Here is a 15,168-nt window from a genome sequence, read left to right on the forward strand (position 1 = left end):
GCGTCTTGTGATGCTCGGCGATGGGTGTGTCGCAGCCTGCGCAGTGATAGGCTGCCGTTTCCGGCTGTCCCTTGTCCCAGCGCAGCCGTTCGAACTCCAGCCACTGCATATGTCCGCAATGCGGGCAGGGGACGAAATACCGCCGCTGGTCGCTCGCCTCGAACTCGCGCTCGATCCGGCTCAGCCCACGGATCGTCGGTGTTGAGGCCATGAACACCTTGGCGATTTGCCACAGTGTCGTCTGCTTGCGGTCTCCGGCCCAGTGGCCCTTGCCCTTGGTGCGCACCGCGTACCAGCAGGGTTCGTGCTGCCAGTGATAATCACCGCGGCTGAGCACCAGCCGGTCCTTGGCCCAGATGATCTGCGAGCGGATCGCGAAGCCGGCAGCCACTAGGCTCTCGGCCACGGTCGCCGCGTGCAGCGCGCCATGCCAGATATAGGCAACATCACCGGGGAACAACGCCCATGCCTCGCGCCAGTCGGCGCGGTCGTCATTCAGCACCTTGCCGGTGCGCTTGGTTTTGGCTGCACCCGCTTGGTTGCGCCAGCTGGGGTCATACTCGACGCCATAGGGCGGGTCGGTCACCATCAGCAGCGGGCGCACATCGCCGAAGAGCCGCCCGACGACATCAGCAGACGTGCTATCACCGCAGATCAGCCGGTGAGACCCCAGCTGCCAGAGATCACCCAGCACCGAGACAGGGTCGGCCGGCACATCCGGAACATCGTCCTCGCCCTCGACCGGCCCATCAGCGCCCAGCGCCTCGGGATCCTGCAGCAGCGCGTCGAGGTCATCGTCGCTGATGCCCAAGAGCGACAGGTCGAAATCTTCGGCCAGGAGGCCAGCGATCTCATCGCGCAGCATCGCCTCGTCCCAGTCGCCCAGTTCGGTCAGTTTGTTATCGGCGATGCGATAAGCACGACGTTCCGCCTCATCCAGATGGTCCAAGCGAATGACAGGGACTTCGGTCAGCCCGAGCATCGTGGCGGCCAGCACGCGTCCATGGCCAGCGATCAGCTCGCCGTCCTCGGCCACCATGCAGGGGACGGTCCAGCCGAACTTGGCCATGCTGGCTGCGATCTTGGCCACCTGGTCGTCGCCATGCATCTTGGCATTGCGGGCATAGGGGCGCAGCCGCTCGATCGGCCAGCTCTCGATCTGGCTCGGCGCGAAGACGAGGTCCATGGGGTGGGGTCCGGATACCTGTTGCAAAAAGTCAGACGGTCGCCGGAAGCCAGTAGGGCGGGCCGAGAAGGTGAAACAATGTCCGTCTTTGTCAGAAATATATTTGTTGAGACCGGTGACTGCTATCTTGAAAAGACTGAAGGGCATGACGATTTCAGCCGCGTCATGGAGGATGGTCCTTCGATGACAATCCTATGGAGAAGTAATAATGCGTCGTACAGCAGTTGGTGCCATGTTGGTTGCTCTGTTTGCGGCCCCGGCTTTTGCCCTTACGGTCTCGGATGTCGACACCGATGGCGATAGCTTGGTTTCCTTTACTGAAATGTCAGTGTTCTATCCCGACCTGAGCGAAGGTCTTTTCGAAGAGATCGACACGAGTAACGATATGCTCGTTGATGAGAGCGAATTGACCGCCGCCCTAGAGGCCGGCACGATCGTGGAACTTGCCAAGTAACCTGTCCTAATTGGACAGAACCTCGCGGCAACTGAGGATTAGAGATTTGGCGATGAACACACATGCTCCAAAACAAACTAATTGGTGGGCCTGGGGTGGTGGAACAATTGCAGCGATCATCGTAGTCGCTGCACTCGGCTACGGGTTTGACTGGTTCGGTGGCGGCGCCGCCGACGCAGTAGAACCTGTAGCTCAACAAACTGCCCCTGTTTCGGAATAACACTGAGCGTCCTTTGACATTTTTACCCCCGCCGTTTAGCCACGGCGGGGGTATTTCAATAGGACTGGTACGGTGCCGACGGTCGCTAATCGTCGATATGGCGCGAGTGCGACAGCCGCGTGTCTTGCCTAATATCAGGGGAGGCTGACTATGTTAGATATTTGGCTACCGCTCATCGGAGGTCTTGTCTTGCTGATGGCAGGCGGCGAACTGCTTGTGCGCGGGGCGGTTCAAGTCGCCAAGGGGCTTGGCGTTTCTCCCCTCGTCATTGGTCTTACACTCGTCGGTTTCGGTACGTCCACGCCTGAACTTGTCACTTCTGTGCAAGCAGCGCTCTCGGACGCCCCGGGGATCGCCTATGGCAACATCGTCGGCTCCAACATCGCCAATATTCTGCTGATTGTTGGGATTGCTGCATTAATCAGTCCGATGATTATTTCCTCAGCCGCATTGAAGCGAGATGGAATGGTCATGCTAGCCGTGGCCGTCGTATTTTCTGGTGTTGCCTTCGCAATGCCGCTTGGACGTGTCGTGGGCTTGCTGTTTATCGCGACACTCGTCACCTATGTTTATCTGGCCTTCCGGCAGGAAAAAACTTCTACACCGGAGGGGCACGGTGCTGTCTACGACAAGAGTTTCGCGCTGCAGGAGGCTGATGCTGCCCTTGTACCCTCCGAGACGCCACAGAAATCCATGCTGGTTTCCACGATGATCGCGCTTGGAGGTCTTGTTCTGGTGGTGATCGGCGGCGGATTCCTCGTAGATGGTGCCGTATCACTGGCGCGAGGCTTCGGCATCTCTGAGACGGTTATCGGCCTGACGATAGTTGCCGTTGGCACGTCGATGCCAGAATTTGTGACTTCTGTCGTTGCCGGCCTGCGCAAGCAAGGAGATGTCGCGTTCGGCAACATCGTTGGGTCAAACATCTACAACATTCTCGGGATCGGGGGGTTCACCGCGCTGATTGCGCCGGGAGCGGTTCCGGCCGAGATTGTAAGCTTCGATAACCTCGTAATGATCATGGTGTCGCTTGCATTGGTCTTTGTTGCCTGGACCGGTCTTAGAATCGCGCGGTGGGAGGGTGCTGTCCTGCTCGCAGGTTACGTCGGCTATGTTTATGTCATTTGGCCCTAAGTCGACGATAAAGGTTCTATGCCCAAATCCAATTGGTGATGAGCACCGAGGTACCTTAACACCACACTCAGGCTACCTACTTTCTCTTGCTGGCTTCCGCAACGTAGTCGGTAATCGCGAAAAAAACGCCAGAGAGCACGAAGGTGAAGTGAATGCCAACCTTCCAGGCAAGCTGAGTGTCAGTAAAGTTCTCGCTGACGAGGAACGCCTTCAAGAGTTCGACCGCGGATATCGCGACAATTGCGCTTATAAGCTTGAGCTTGAGGTCGGCGAATCCCACCTTGCCCATCCACGAAGGCCGATCCTCGTGATCGTTGGTATTGATCCTAGAGACGAAACTCTCGTAGCCGCTGAATACAATAATCAATAGCAACACTGCAATAAGCGCTGTATCGACCAGCGTTAGGATCGAGATCACCACATCGTAATCCGAGGTGGTCCAGATATTGGCGACTAAGTCCAGAAGCTCCTTTATGAATTTGAAGAGCAACACGAGCATCGCTACCAAAAGGCCGAGGAAGAAGGGTGCCAGAATCCATCTGCTGGCAAATATCAACGTTTCGAGCGCTCTTTCTAAAGTTGGCATCACCCACCCCACACTAAACCGACATTTTCAAGCAGCGCGGCGGTGGCGCTCTATGTCGTGGTCATTAAGGGCCAGATTGAATAGCCCATGGTCATCTCAACTGTCGACTTGCTGCGATCACGCCGAGACATCAAGCAGCAAACCGAGCGGTCTGTATCGCAACTGGTCGGATTGCTTAACTTGATCGGCTGACGAGCAGCTTGTCTATTCTCCGTCCGTCGAGGTCTACGACTTCGATCGTCCATCCCCGCAGGTCTAGTCGTTGCCCGGCCCCCGGCAGATGGCCAAGCTTTTCCAGCACCAAGCCCGCAACCGGCTCATAGTCGCGATCCTCGTGTATCTCTAGCGCCAACAGGTCAGCAAATTCGTCGACTGGCATCCAGCCTGCAATCAGATAGGATCCATCCGGTCGAAACACGACCTTCGGCTCGTCCGTCACGCTGTCGGGAAACTCGCCTGCGATTGCCTCTAATACGTCCATTGGAGTGACGATCCCTTCGAAGTGCCCGTACTCGTCATAGACCAGTACCATGTGCGCCGGTGACGTGCGCAGGCGATCCACGACTTCTAACGCGCTTTGTCCGTCCCGGACCGCTGGCGCTTCGCGCAGCAGGGCACGCAGATCGAAAGGTTCGTTCATGAGCGCGGGAGCGAGGATGTCACGGGTGGTCAGCACTCCAATGATGTTGTCAACGTTTCCCTCCCACACTGGCAGCCGCGAACGGCTAAGATCATGCAGGCGCTGCAGCAGTTCCTCCTTGTCGCTGCTGGCATCAAGCATCTCGACATCATGTCGGGCCGTCATCATACCCCGTGCTCTCCGGTCAGCGACTCGCATGACACCTGCGATCATTTGGCTTTCGGCACGATTCATGGCGCCCGAGCTTTCCGCCTCGGCAATTATAAGGCGAACTTCTTCGTCGCTAACCCCCCGCATTTGGCGGCCTGACTGCCCCAGAAGATCCAGCACCAGCTTGCCTGACCTGTCGAGCACCCAGATAAGCGGGGCAGCGACGCGGGCGATGATCCGCATCATGGGTGCAACTCGCGCGGCGACCTGCTCGGGTGCGCGCAGGGCGATCTGTTTAGGCACCAGTTCGCCCACGATCAGCGAGAGGTAGGTGATCGCCACCACGACTGACCCGACGCCGGTCGGCTGCGCGAAGGCGGAAGGCATGCCGGCGTCAATAAGGCTCGCTGCCAGACGCGCTCCCAGCGTCGCGCCGGAGAATGCGCCCGCAAGAATGCCGACTAGCGTAATGCCTATCTGGACGCTGGACAGGAAGCGGCCCGGGTCCTCGGCCAGACGGATCGCGGTTGCGGCCCCCTTGCTGCCCTTGTCGACCAGAAGCTTCAGCCGTGCAGGGCGGGCCGAGACAATGGCCAGTTCGGACATCGCCAAAAGGCCGTTGATCAGTGTCAACAGAATTACAATCGCAATCTCAAGGTACATTTTCTCCAACCCTTGCCGGATAGTCCAGCTATTGTTCTTGGCGATCCCCGTAGGTTTGCCATCCCATTAGCCGGTTTGGGCGGTCGATGGTCCGCTGCGTGGGTATCTACAGCCACGACGCAGAACCGACCCGCGCGTCTCATGTGGCATTAACGCAACCGCAAGGTACTTTGCGAGGAATATCTCCTCGCGAACAACTTTGCACATGACTTTATTTTTGACGCCATCTTGTAGCTGCTCCTCACAAAACGCAATTCTGTGCGGAAGGCGGATCAACTGCCTGCGAGGAGCAGTTGCCGTGGAATATCTCTACCTGATTACCGGGTTAGTGGGGTTGTTTCTCGGCGGAGAGGCTCTGGTGCGCGGCAGCATGGCTCGGCTCATGACAATCGCATCGAGGCTGATCGGCCTGCTAGTTGTCGGTTTTGGCACTTCGACGCCTGAATTGCTGGTCTCGGTCGATGTTGTCTGGCGCCGGCTACTCGATATCACGCTCTTGAGCATTTTTTTCGTGCTGGGCATTCTGGGCGTGACCGCGCTGATCGCACCGATCCCGGTCGCGTCGCGGGTCCTGAACCTCGATCTGCCTGTCATGATCGCCTTCTCGCTGGTCCCGACCACACTTCTACTGACCCGCCAGATGATCGGGCGAGGGATCGGCGTGGCGATTCTGGCGGGCAATGTCGCCTACGACTGGGCCGCCCAGGAATGACAAACGTGTCGACACACGGTATGAGAAGGCCAGGAGCAATCCTGTCGCGGCTTCTCGTTATGCTGACGCTTGTGCTGTTCGGATTACCGCAGGGTCATGCGGATGGCATGTCGGCGAATGCCGACCCAGCTGCCCAGAGCCAAGTTGAGCAGGCCCTTGGTATCCCCTCCCCTCAGCGGCACCTGCTACGCGCGCATCTGCCAGACGATACGTCGCCAGACTCGGTAGTGCCTGACGCTGCCCTGCCGGCTTGGCCATCTCGTACTGCTGCGACGATATCGCCTGCGCCGCATCAATTCCTCCTGCCCATAGCAAAAAGTATCCTGCCCCCGGTCCGGGGCCCGCCTGCGATCTGACACGTCTTCGTCAGACTGAACTTTCAGGCAAAAATGGATAATCAACATGCGCCGACCAGCATGGGTCGTGATGACCTATGTCGTCCTGCTGCTTCTGGCAGTTGCGACGGCCCTTCCGAATTTCTTCCCCTCGACCGTCAGAAGCACACTGCCGGACTGGGCGACCAGCCAGACCATCTCGTTGGGCCTGGACCTTCAGGGCGGCGCGCATTTGCTGCTCGCCGTCGACCGCGATGATCTCGCCGAGTCGCGCCTGCAGGAATTACGTGAAACCTTTGCAGCAGAAATGCGCACTCGGAACCTCGACCCGGGCCAGATCCGCACCGAGGGACTGACCCTGTTGGCTCCTTCAGACGACACCTTGCTGGCGACCATGCGTGACGCTGCCTCGGCAACTTCAGAGCCGGGCAGGCCTTCCGATTTCAGCGTGGACCTGTCCGAAGGCATCCTGCACCTGGCCTTGACCGAGGCTGGGCTCGCTCGTGCCGCCGCCACTGCTGCAGACAGCAGCCTCGAGGTAATCCGCCACCGGGTCGACCAAGTAGGCGTATCGGAACCCGTCATCAGTCGTGTGGGCGAGGACCGGATCCTTGTGCAGATGCCGGGCATGGAGAACCCGGCACAGCTTCGTGAACTTCTGGGCTCCACGGCGAAGATGAGCTTCCAGATGGTCGCGCCCGGTCCAAGGTCCGGCGTCTCGATACTGGAAATGCGCGACGGCTCCGGCACAATCCCGGTCGAGGATCGCGTTGCGCTGTCAGGCGACCGGCTGGACCGAGCGGCATCGAGCTTCGACCCCGATACCGGACGTCCGATGGTCACCTTCGCCTTCGACCGGCAGGGAGCCATAGCCTTCGCCGAGATCACCGCAGCCAATATCGGGCAACGGTTCGCCGTCGTCCTCGACGGCGCAGTGCTCACCGCGCCAGTGATCCAGACTGCCATTCCCGGCGGACAGGGCCAAATCACGGGTGATTTCACCGTGGAAGAGGCTCAAACCTTGGCGGTTCTGCTGACATCGGGCGCGCTGCCGGCCTCGCTGGAGGTAATCGAGGAACGTAGCGTTGGCGCCGCTCTCGGTGCAGATTCCATCAAGGCCGGGTTTATTACTGGCGCGGTGGGCCTGGCGCTGGTCGTGGCGATAATGTTGGGGCTCTACGGCGGCTGGGGCCTGCTGGCCAGCGCGGTACTCGGGCTGAACGTCATGCTGACGCTGACGGCACTTGGCCTGCTGGGCGCCACGCTGACGCTGCCGGGGATTGCGGGCATCATCCTGTGCTTAGGGATCGCTGTAGACAGCAATATCCTGATCTTCAGCCGAATCCGCGAAGAAACGGCAAAAGGCTCCAGTGCGATCAAGGCGCTGACGCAGGGCTACGCGCGCGCCTCGTCCACGATCCTCGATGCCAACATCACCACACTTCTTGCGATGATGCTGCTGTTCCTGTTCGGCGCGGGCGCAATCCGCGGCTTCGCCATCACCATGAGTATCGGCATCCTGATCTCGATGTTCACCGCCGTGGTGCTGATGCGGATGATGATGGAGGCGCTGGTACGCCGCCGCAAACCAGCGCGGCTTGCCATCGCCCCACTGATCGGCGGGGTACCTGCCCCCGGCGCCTTCTTGTTCATGCGTCGGGGACCGCTGGCGCTGGCCGTATCGGCGACGCTGTCGTTGGGCGCGGTTGGCGCGTTAGTGATGCCGGGGCCGAACCTCGGCATCGATTTCACCGGGGGCGTGCAGATGGTACTGCGCTCGGATGCGCCGGTGCCGCTGGCAGAATTGCGTGCGGCCCTTTCCGCAGGAGTGCCGGGTGAGGCGAGCCTTCAAGCCTTCGGCGACCCGAACGAGGCTCTGATCCGGGTCCAGGGCGAGGCCGGACAGGGCACGATTGCGGCGGTCGAAACCGCCACCGCGCAGGCCTTTCCAGGCGCGGCCTTCAACCAGATCGACCTCGTCGGCCCCACCATCAGCAGCGAGCTGGCCACCTCAGGACTGACTGCCCTGTCGCTCGCGGTGCTGGCGATGTTAGTCTACATCTGGGTGCGGTTTGAATGGCATTTCGCGGCCGGTGTAATTGCGGTTCTGCTGCTCGACATCACCAAGATTTTGGGTGTCATCGCGGTAACCGGGTGGGAGGTTAACCTCACCACTATCGTCGCCCTACTGACGCTGATTGGCTATTCGGTGAACGACAAAGTAGTGGTCTATGACCGGATCCGCGAGCATCTGCGCGGCGGCGGCGCGCCGCTGGCAGATGTGATCGACCGCAGCCTCAATCAGGTTCTGGCCCGTTGCATCTTCACCTCCGGCACAACGCTCGCGGCACTACTACCGATGGCGATCTGGGGCGGGCCGGCAGTGGCCGGGTTCGCTTGGCCGATGATCGCGGGAGTGGTCATTGCGACGTGGTCCTCTCTATTCGTCTCAGGTCCATTACTGGTTTGGCTGGCCACGCGCTGGCCGTCCGGGACGAGCGAACCCGCATTACAGCAAGTCGGCTAAGCGAAGCCCGCATCTGAAGAAACGACGCTCCCGGGGTGACTTGCCCCCCGGTGGTCCCTTAGTCATAATGAGAGGCCTTGGGGTTGTGGCCCGACCCCAAGCCTTCTGCCGTCATTGACGAGAGTCTTCCGGCATCTGATCCGGCCCCCAACGTTGGACCGCCCTTGGCGAGAGTTTTCCGACTTCGATCAGGGTGACAAGCTGGTAGTGTCCCCCGATTTTGTCAGTGTGATCGGGGCTTTGTTGCCGATCGCGCTGTGAGGTCTGGCCTCGTTGTCGTGTTTTCGCCAATCCTCCATCGACATTTATTCGGTTCTGCCAACCGAAGCTGGGCCCTCACCGCTGGACCGAAAAATCCCAGCTACTGACGACAAGATTGAGTTTATACGCGTTGGTATCTCAAGATCGGGGATGTCAGATGCATCGCCTTTCATGAAGTCCCAGATGGTCTGATCGACCTCGTTGAGACCTTCGTCCAATTCGCGGGCCTTGTTGCAGATGTCGGGTTGAGTATCTATCCAGTCCACTAGGCCATACTTTATTCGCTCGTCGTTGAGTGGGATTGCATTCCGAAGCTTCCTTGTCGCCTCGGCAGCATCTGTTGCTCCGATGCGTGCAAGCTGGTCTGGCAGATCATCGATTAGCTTTGCGCAATCTTGGTGAAGAACACATCCAAGCAACCCGGCGGATCCGCTCGTGCAGCGTAGCCAAATCAAAGCGCCCAAAACGGCTTCTTGATCTGGAGATAACTCATCTTGGGATCGCAATGCCTGTTCGATCCGAAGCAATGCAGTTGGGCTCTCCAACAATAAAAGGGCATTTAGGTTATTTGCCATCAGGAAAAACATAGTGTGTCTGCCGAAATCCGCAAATCCGGCCAAAGAACCAGGCCGCCGTTCATGCTTCTTGCAGCGAGCTCACTCCTAGGGCAGAGCCAACGTTGGTTTATATCGGACACAACAACCAAAAGCTGTGTAAGCGCGACGGCGTGGCCCTATGCGGCGAGGCTTGGCAGCTGGTTAAAGCGCCAGGGCATGAGATCTTCGATGGCGCTTTGCGGGTGGCCGTCGAGGATGGCGCGCAGTGTGGCGGCAAGATAGTCGACCGGATTCACGTCGGACATTTTGCAGGTGGCGACGAGCGAGGCCAGCATGGCCCAATTCTCGGCGCCGATTTCATTCCCTGCAAATAGTGCATTTTTTCTTGTCAGTGCGATCGGGCGGATCTGGTTTTCGACCGGGTTGGTGTCCAGTTCCAGCGTGCCATCATCTTGGAAGCGGATCAGGCCGGGCCAATGCCCCAACGTGTAGCGGATGTCCTCGGCGAGCTGGGATTTCTGCGGAATGCGTGAGAGCTGGGCTTCCAGCCAGGGCTTCAGCGCCGCGATGATCGGAGCCGCATGTTCACGCCGGGCGGCAAGGCGCGCAGACGCCTCTTTGCCGCGGACAGACTTCTCGATCTGATAAAGCAGCGTGATCTGGCGCAGCATTTCCTCGGCGATGGGTGAGCCATCGCTCTCGAAGCGCTTGACGAAGCGGCGGCGGACATCCCGAACATCTCCTGCACCGCCAGCGCCAGCCCGTCGATGCCCTTGCGAAAGTCCACCGGCCGGGTTGCCACGAAGACCTTCACCGGCCCGCCATGACCGAACATCACGATGCTGCAGCCCGTGCCGCGCGGATCACCCGCGCAAGCTGTTCTTCATCGGCACCAGCGCCAGCACGGATCACGATATCGCCGACAACGATTTCAAGATCGGACCCGACGACTGCCGACGGTGTCCCGGCCGAGCTGTCATCGACCACCAGTTCCGCGAAGATCGGCAGGGCTGACACGTTCTCGGGGACCACCAGGTTGCCTTTGCGAAGCTGCTTGCGCCAATCGTAGATCTGCCAGCGGGTCGTGCCGTGCTTGCGCGCCACATCGGCCACCGTCACGCCGGGCATCATGCTTTCCGCCGCGATCCGCGCCCGTTCCACCTTCGTGCGCCGCCGCCGGCCACTCGGACCCTCGATCACTTCCAGCTGGGAAACTCCAACACACCTTGAGCCGTCTAAATGGACGCCCATTTTGCCGTCTCTCTCCAAATCCAACACCTCCGCTGCACGTGTGCGCGCAGAATGCTGGCTTCAGGTCAAAAATGGCAGGAGGGGAGTGGCGTCGCGCTTACAAAGCTGTGGGAGGTCTAGGAGCTTTAGCCCAAACGGTCGTATCTGCGACGCATAGTCAACTCTCCCCTTTGGCGAGTGCGACCGACGACGCGGCTCCATTGCTTCACACCTTTTAGGACCGCAGTACAGGACCTTCCTGCCGTTCACTGCGCACTCACTTTTATGCCGCTCCTGCAAAGCCTTCGGAAGGAAAGCGCGGTGGGCTGCCGTTGGATGCGATCGGACCGGAGACTACGGCGTTCTGCTTTCGAGTACGAAATCAAAAATTGTATCGCGCGGGCTGGGTTGGTAGAAAATACCTCGGAACGGGCAAAAGGTTCCTTCGTGAATGGCACCAATCAACAACACGCGTGACGATCACCGCCAGAGACAGGCGCGCGACATCGTCCTGATCGCACTGATCATCGCGTTTTTGGGCGGCCTGCTCGGCGTGGTCTTCGGGATCATGCTTGGGACGGTGTCTGAAGGCGAAGCCTGGATCATTGGTCTGCTTGTAGTTGTCACATCAGGTCTTCTCGTTTTCGTCTCACTCCGGCCATTGATCGCGACACGCGTGATCACCGCGATCCTGACCATCTATTTCGTGTTCCACCTGAATGGAGGTGCGATCCTCGCTTACAAAGCATCAGGCGATCTCGTTCGTACCGTCCCGTATATCTCGTGGTTCTATCCACTGATTGTATTCCACCAGGTAACGAATTTAGGTTTCTACAAGCGCGCAATCAGTGTTCTTGTCAGCCTGAGCCCAACACCCACCGCCGTCTACATACTCGCCCACTCATCGGATTCGATCGCCACCGGGACAACCGACGCGATCGTGACCTTCCTGTTCAGCTTCTTCGCTTTCGCCTTGTGCTTCGGCCTGTTCACGCGATACCGCGACGAAGAAATCCAAGCCGCAGCCAGAGCCGAAGAAGCCGAGCGTCGCGAGGCGGAACTCCGGGTGAGCGAAGAGCGCTTCAGGCTTCTGGGCCTTGCGACGAACGACCTCATCTGGGACGCGGATCTGCAAGCCGGAAAAATCTGGTGGAGCGAGGCACTGCTCGATACCTATGGCTACGACCCTCAAGCGTTTCGCACGAACATGAACGCATGGGAGACTTGGCTCCACCCCGAGGATCGGGGCCGGGTGATCGCAGGCCTGAACGCGGTGATCGAGAGCGACGACAACAACTGGAACAGTGAATACCGCATGGTCTGCGCAGACGGCCGGGTGCTGGATGTGGTCGATCGCGGGTTTGTCTGCCGCGATGATGCGGGCACGCCGGTCAGGGTGATCGGGAGCACGACGGATGTCACCGACCTGCGGGTTCTTGAGAGAAAACTGCGCCAGTCGCAGAAGATGGAAGCCATAGGGCAGCTGACCGGGGGAATTGCCCATGATTTCAACAATCTCCTTACGATCATTGTCGGTAATGCCGAGCTTCTCGCAGACCTCCTTGCCAACGATCCGAAGGCACGCCACCTCGCTGAAACCACGATGCTAGCGGCTGAGAGTGGCGCAAATCTCACCAACCGCCTCCTATCTTTCGCACGGCTTCAACCGCTGGCTCCGAAGCGTCTGCGCCCGCGAGACTTGCTGGCCGGGATCGATGGGCTTATCCGCCGCACGATCAACGAAGACATCGAGATCACGAACGGCAGCAAGTCCGACGTTTGGCCCATCGAAGTCGATCCGAGCCAGATCGAGAACGCACTTCTGAACCTTGTGATCAATGCGCGCGACGCCATGCCCGATGGCGGACATCTCAATATCGAGGCGACGAACGTCACGCTTCTTGAAGATGATGTGCGGCACTACGAGGGCATGCAGGCGGGCCGGTATGTGATGATCGCAGTGTCCGATACCGGCCATGGCATGCCGCGACACATTTCGGAGCGTGCATTCGACCCCTTCTTCACGACAAAGGAGGTTGGCAAAGGATCAGGACTTGGCTTGTCTATGGTTTGGGGGTTCATGCGGCAGTCGAACGGTCACGCCCGCGTTTACTCGGAACCCGACGTAGGCACGACGGTCAAGCTCTACTTTCCGGCCGCAGGCGCGTCGGAAATGTCAGAGGATAGTCAAGCACCCGCGGCTCAGGTGGTAGGCGGTACGGAGCGCATCCTCGTTGTCGAGGATGATGACATGGTCCGCAAGCATGTTTCAGCGCAGCTCGCCGCCGCCGGGTACGCCGTCAAGGAAGCCGCAACCGGGGCAGCTGCACTCGATGTCATGGAGCAAACCGGGCCCATTGACCTTCTATTTACCGATGTTGTGATGCCCGGCGGCATGAACGGTGGGCAGCTTGCTGAGGCAGCCCGGCTAAGGCAGCCCGGGCTCAAGGTGCTTTTCACCTCCGGCTACACCGAAGATGCAATTGTGCATCAAGGCCGCCTTGATCCCGGCGTAACCCTACTCAGCAAACCCTACCGTCGCGCGGAACTTGTTGCGAAGGTTCGCCATGCGTTGGATGCATAGCGCTAACGATGCTCTGGCCATAATCCAATGTTTCCCGACAAGACCTGCTCCGGGGGAATCCAACCCTCGTTTGCGCCGGTGACAGAAACAGTTCAGTTTTGACCACTGTGCGGTAGATAGCGGACCCTCACCGACCAGCTCATGAACGTCCGCAGCGCGGGACAAAGCGCAATTTCGCTGCGGTTGATGCCGATATCTACTTTACTAGCTGAGGTTTCCGCAATCGAATCCTTAATCAACCGCGGTGTCTCGCTCGGCACCACGAAGTCGACTGAGTGTGACCGGTGTGACACCAAGAAAAGTTGCTATCAAGTGATGGCCGAAAAGCCTTTCGTGACGCGGGAAATGTTCGCGAAACCACGCGAGGCGGTCTGCGCCGCCAAGTGCGGCAAGGCACCACTCGCGGTCAGCCTTGAAGGCCAGTTCTTGCTGCAAAATGCCGTTTGCCCATTCGCGGATTGGCTCCGATGCTAACATAAGCTCAGTCAAGGCGCGGCTGTTCATTTGCGCAACCAATGCATCCGCAATCACATCTATTGAAACGAGCGAGGTCCCGTTTCTGGTTCTCGCGACATTTGGTGTGACCACGCAGGGGCCAGCGTGAAAGCCAACGCAAACAGCTCGACCTTCAGGATCGGTGATTTGGCTGGTGGCGCGCCCATCAAGAATGATGTGCTCCAATAAGTCTGGTTCGCCCTGCATCGCTATGCGACGCCCTTTTCCAACATATTCAACACTCCATGCCGCCGCGAACTCACGAGCGCTGTCGTTGTCCAAGGCGTTCGTAGAACTGGTGAGATAAGTTAAGAGGTCCAAATCGCGAATTCCTTATCAAACGATAATGCCAGCTTTGCTCGCGCTGAGTACGACGGTGCCGATGGTAAGGAGAAAAACCAATGAAAATGATGATACCAACCAACCAGTACGGGCGGCAAGCTGCACTCTTCGGTCTCGCGGCCGCCGGATGCTATCTGTTGATGATCTTTGTCACTCTGGCACACATCGAGACTTTGTCCGGCCTTCGCCCTTTCGACATGCGCCCCGGCGGATATTCTGCTGAGCAGGCAAACGCGCTGCTCTCTGCCCTAGGGCCTAGCGGGCGGCGCTATTATCTCATGCGACAGATTCCACTTGATCTCGCGTATCCCGCGCTCATGGCGCTAACGTTGGTATCATTGCTCAACTGGCTGAGATTGAAGGAAGTAAACCACAGGCTTGTTCAGATTGGGATTTGGTTTTCGATCTGGGCAGCTCTCGCTGACTATCTAGAGAACGTCGGCATCTGTCTCATGGTCCTCAGCTGGCCAGAAATATCAGCCAACACTGTCTTGGCGGCAAGTGTCGCTTCTACTGTGAAATCGGGCTTGACGACGGCTGCTGTCTTGATCGTCCTGCTTGGTGTCGGTTTTTGGACGTTCAAAAGGATACGTCCCTACGCCTGATCGATGCTTGCTGATGGTCCCATCAGCTTTCTTAAACCTGACTTTCGCTGCAGCACAGAAAACATGTAATTTGGGCGCAAACCTGAGCTTCGCTTTGTCGGCAATCCCTCGACACTGAGATAAGCTTTGCCGAGCCGGACGTGATCAAAAACGGTCGTTTTTGCCATCACTTCGGGACCTTCGCTATTTCAACAGGTTGACCGGGACAAAAACCCATAGCAAAACTGCAGGGGTTTTGGGAGGGTTTTGTCCATGATCTTGGGGTATGCGCGGGTCTCGACCAGGGACCAGAACCTTGACGGCCAGCGCGATGCGCTTACCGCCGCCGGAGCTGAACGTATTTTCGCAGATACGATCACCTGTGAATCCCGGAGACAAAATGCCCACAGAAACGGTCTGATGATCTGACCGTCGCGGAGTAAAATTCCGCAATCTGACACCTGAAGCTGATGAGCGGAGGGTGGGGAGATGTATTCTGTGGACTTAT

Annotated in this window: 15 protein-coding genes and 2 pseudogenes; 7 read left to right on the forward strand and 10 right to left on the reverse strand. The window is 58.7% G+C overall.

From position 1 onward, the window contains the following. Positions 1-1,186, reverse strand: a 1,186-nt coding sequence (locus tag ROE7235_RS16515) for a phage terminase large subunit family protein (protein ID WP_121096632.1), incomplete at its 3' end; no start/stop codon positions are given. Positions 1,187-1,394: 208 nt separating this feature from the next. Here ROE7235_RS16515 and ROE7235_RS16520 point away from each other — a divergent pair. Next, positions 1,395-1,640: a hypothetical protein gene (locus tag ROE7235_RS16520; RefSeq protein WP_121096634.1), complete on the forward strand. Its 246-nt coding sequence runs from the start codon at positions 1,395-1,397 to the stop codon at positions 1,638-1,640. A gap of 370 nt (positions 1,641-2,010) precedes the next feature. Further along, entirely contained in the window at positions 2,011-2,994 is a 984-nt protein-coding gene (locus ROE7235_RS16525; protein WP_121096636.1) for a calcium/sodium antiporter, read from the forward strand. A gap of 76 nt (positions 2,995-3,070) precedes the next feature. On the opposite strand, the gene ROE7235_RS16530 is transcribed toward ROE7235_RS16525, so the two are convergent. Further along, positions 3,071-3,580, reverse strand: coding sequence for a TIGR00645 family protein (locus ROE7235_RS16530; protein ID WP_121096638.1), 510 nt, complete (start codon positions 3,578-3,580; stop codon positions 3,071-3,073). Between the two features lie 175 nt (positions 3,581-3,755). Then, a complete protein-coding gene (locus ROE7235_RS16535) occupies positions 3,756-5,033 on the reverse strand; it encodes a hemolysin family protein (protein WP_121096640.1) in 1,278 nt (425 codons plus the stop codon). 298 nt (positions 5,034-5,331) lie between these two features. On the opposite strand from ROE7235_RS16535, the gene ROE7235_RS16540 reads away from it, so the two are divergent. Then, positions 5,332-5,745: a sodium:calcium antiporter gene (locus ROE7235_RS16540; RefSeq protein ID WP_183073552.1), complete on the forward strand. Its 414-nt coding sequence runs from the start codon at positions 5,332-5,334 to the stop codon at positions 5,743-5,745. A 402-nt stretch (positions 5,746-6,147) separates the two neighbouring features. Then, entirely contained in the window at positions 6,148-8,607 is a 2,460-nt protein-coding gene (secD, locus tag ROE7235_RS16545; RefSeq protein ID WP_121096644.1) for a protein translocase subunit SecD, read from the forward strand. 305 nt (positions 8,608-8,912) lie between these two features. On the opposite strand, the gene ROE7235_RS16550 is transcribed toward secD, so the two are convergent. From ROE7235_RS16550 to tnpA, 5 genes and pseudogenes are all read right to left on the reverse strand, one after another. Then, positions 8,913-9,455, reverse strand: coding sequence for a hypothetical protein (locus ROE7235_RS16550; protein ID WP_121096645.1), 543 nt, complete (start codon positions 9,453-9,455; stop codon positions 8,913-8,915). Positions 9,456-9,601: 146 nt separating this feature from the next. Then, the gene (locus ROE7235_RS20980; protein WP_370743876.1) at positions 9,602-9,760 is read right to left on the reverse strand and encodes a transposase domain-containing protein; all 159 of its coding nucleotides are present in this window, start codon (positions 9,758-9,760) and stop codon (positions 9,602-9,604) included. A 21-nt stretch (positions 9,761-9,781) separates the two neighbouring features. After that, positions 9,782-10,141 (reverse strand): annotated as a pseudogene (locus ROE7235_RS20985) (IS66 family transposase); the annotation flags it as partial. A gap of 44 nt (positions 10,142-10,185) precedes the next feature. After that, positions 10,186-10,260 (reverse strand): annotated as a pseudogene (locus ROE7235_RS20990) (hypothetical protein); the annotation flags it as partial. Beyond that, a complete protein-coding gene (gene tnpA, locus ROE7235_RS16565) occupies positions 10,260-10,676 on the reverse strand; it encodes an IS66-like element accessory protein TnpA (RefSeq protein WP_121096647.1) in 417 nt (138 codons plus the stop codon). The pseudogene ROE7235_RS20990 and the gene tnpA, both read right to left, overlap by 1 nt. Positions 10,677-11,106: 430 nt before the next feature. Between tnpA and ROE7235_RS16570 the strand changes: the two genes are divergently transcribed. After that, complete coding sequence (locus tag ROE7235_RS16570) at positions 11,107-13,239, forward strand: PAS domain-containing hybrid sensor histidine kinase/response regulator family protein (protein ID WP_121096648.1); 2,133 nt, start codon at positions 11,107-11,109, stop codon at positions 13,237-13,239. 231 nt (positions 13,240-13,470) lie between these two features. Here the strand turns inward: ROE7235_RS16570 and ROE7235_RS19945 are convergent, their stop codons facing one another. Further along, positions 13,471-14,055, reverse strand: a complete 585-nt coding sequence (locus ROE7235_RS19945; protein ID WP_147434249.1) for a Crp/Fnr family transcriptional regulator — start codon at positions 14,053-14,055, stop codon at positions 13,471-13,473. An 80-nt stretch (positions 14,056-14,135) separates the two neighbouring features. Here ROE7235_RS19945 and ROE7235_RS16580 point away from each other — a divergent pair, with 80 nt between their 5' ends. Beyond that, the gene (locus ROE7235_RS16580) at positions 14,136-14,681 is read left to right on the forward strand and encodes a hypothetical protein (protein ID WP_121096652.1); all 546 of its coding nucleotides are present in this window, start codon (positions 14,136-14,138) and stop codon (positions 14,679-14,681) included. On the opposite strand, the gene ROE7235_RS20225 is transcribed toward ROE7235_RS16580, so the two are convergent. Beyond that, on the reverse strand, positions 14,672-14,848 hold the full coding sequence (locus tag ROE7235_RS20225) for a hypothetical protein (RefSeq protein WP_183073553.1): 177 nt from the start codon (positions 14,846-14,848) through the stop codon (positions 14,672-14,674). The two genes, ROE7235_RS16580 and ROE7235_RS20225, sit on opposite strands and share 10 nt — an antisense overlap. 85 nt (positions 14,849-14,933) lie before the next feature. Between ROE7235_RS20225 and ROE7235_RS16585 the strand changes: the two genes are divergently transcribed. Continuing rightward, positions 14,934-15,089 (forward strand): recombinase family protein, encoded by a 156-nt coding sequence (locus ROE7235_RS16585; protein WP_121096654.1) that lies wholly within the window; start codon positions 14,934-14,936, stop codon positions 15,087-15,089. Positions 15,090-15,168 lie beyond the last annotated feature (79 nt).

It is taken from the genome of Roseinatronobacter ekhonensis (assembly GCF_900499075.1).
In the GTDB taxonomy this organism is placed as follows: Bacteria; Pseudomonadota; Alphaproteobacteria; order Rhodobacterales; family Rhodobacteraceae; genus Roseinatronobacter; species Roseinatronobacter ekhonensis.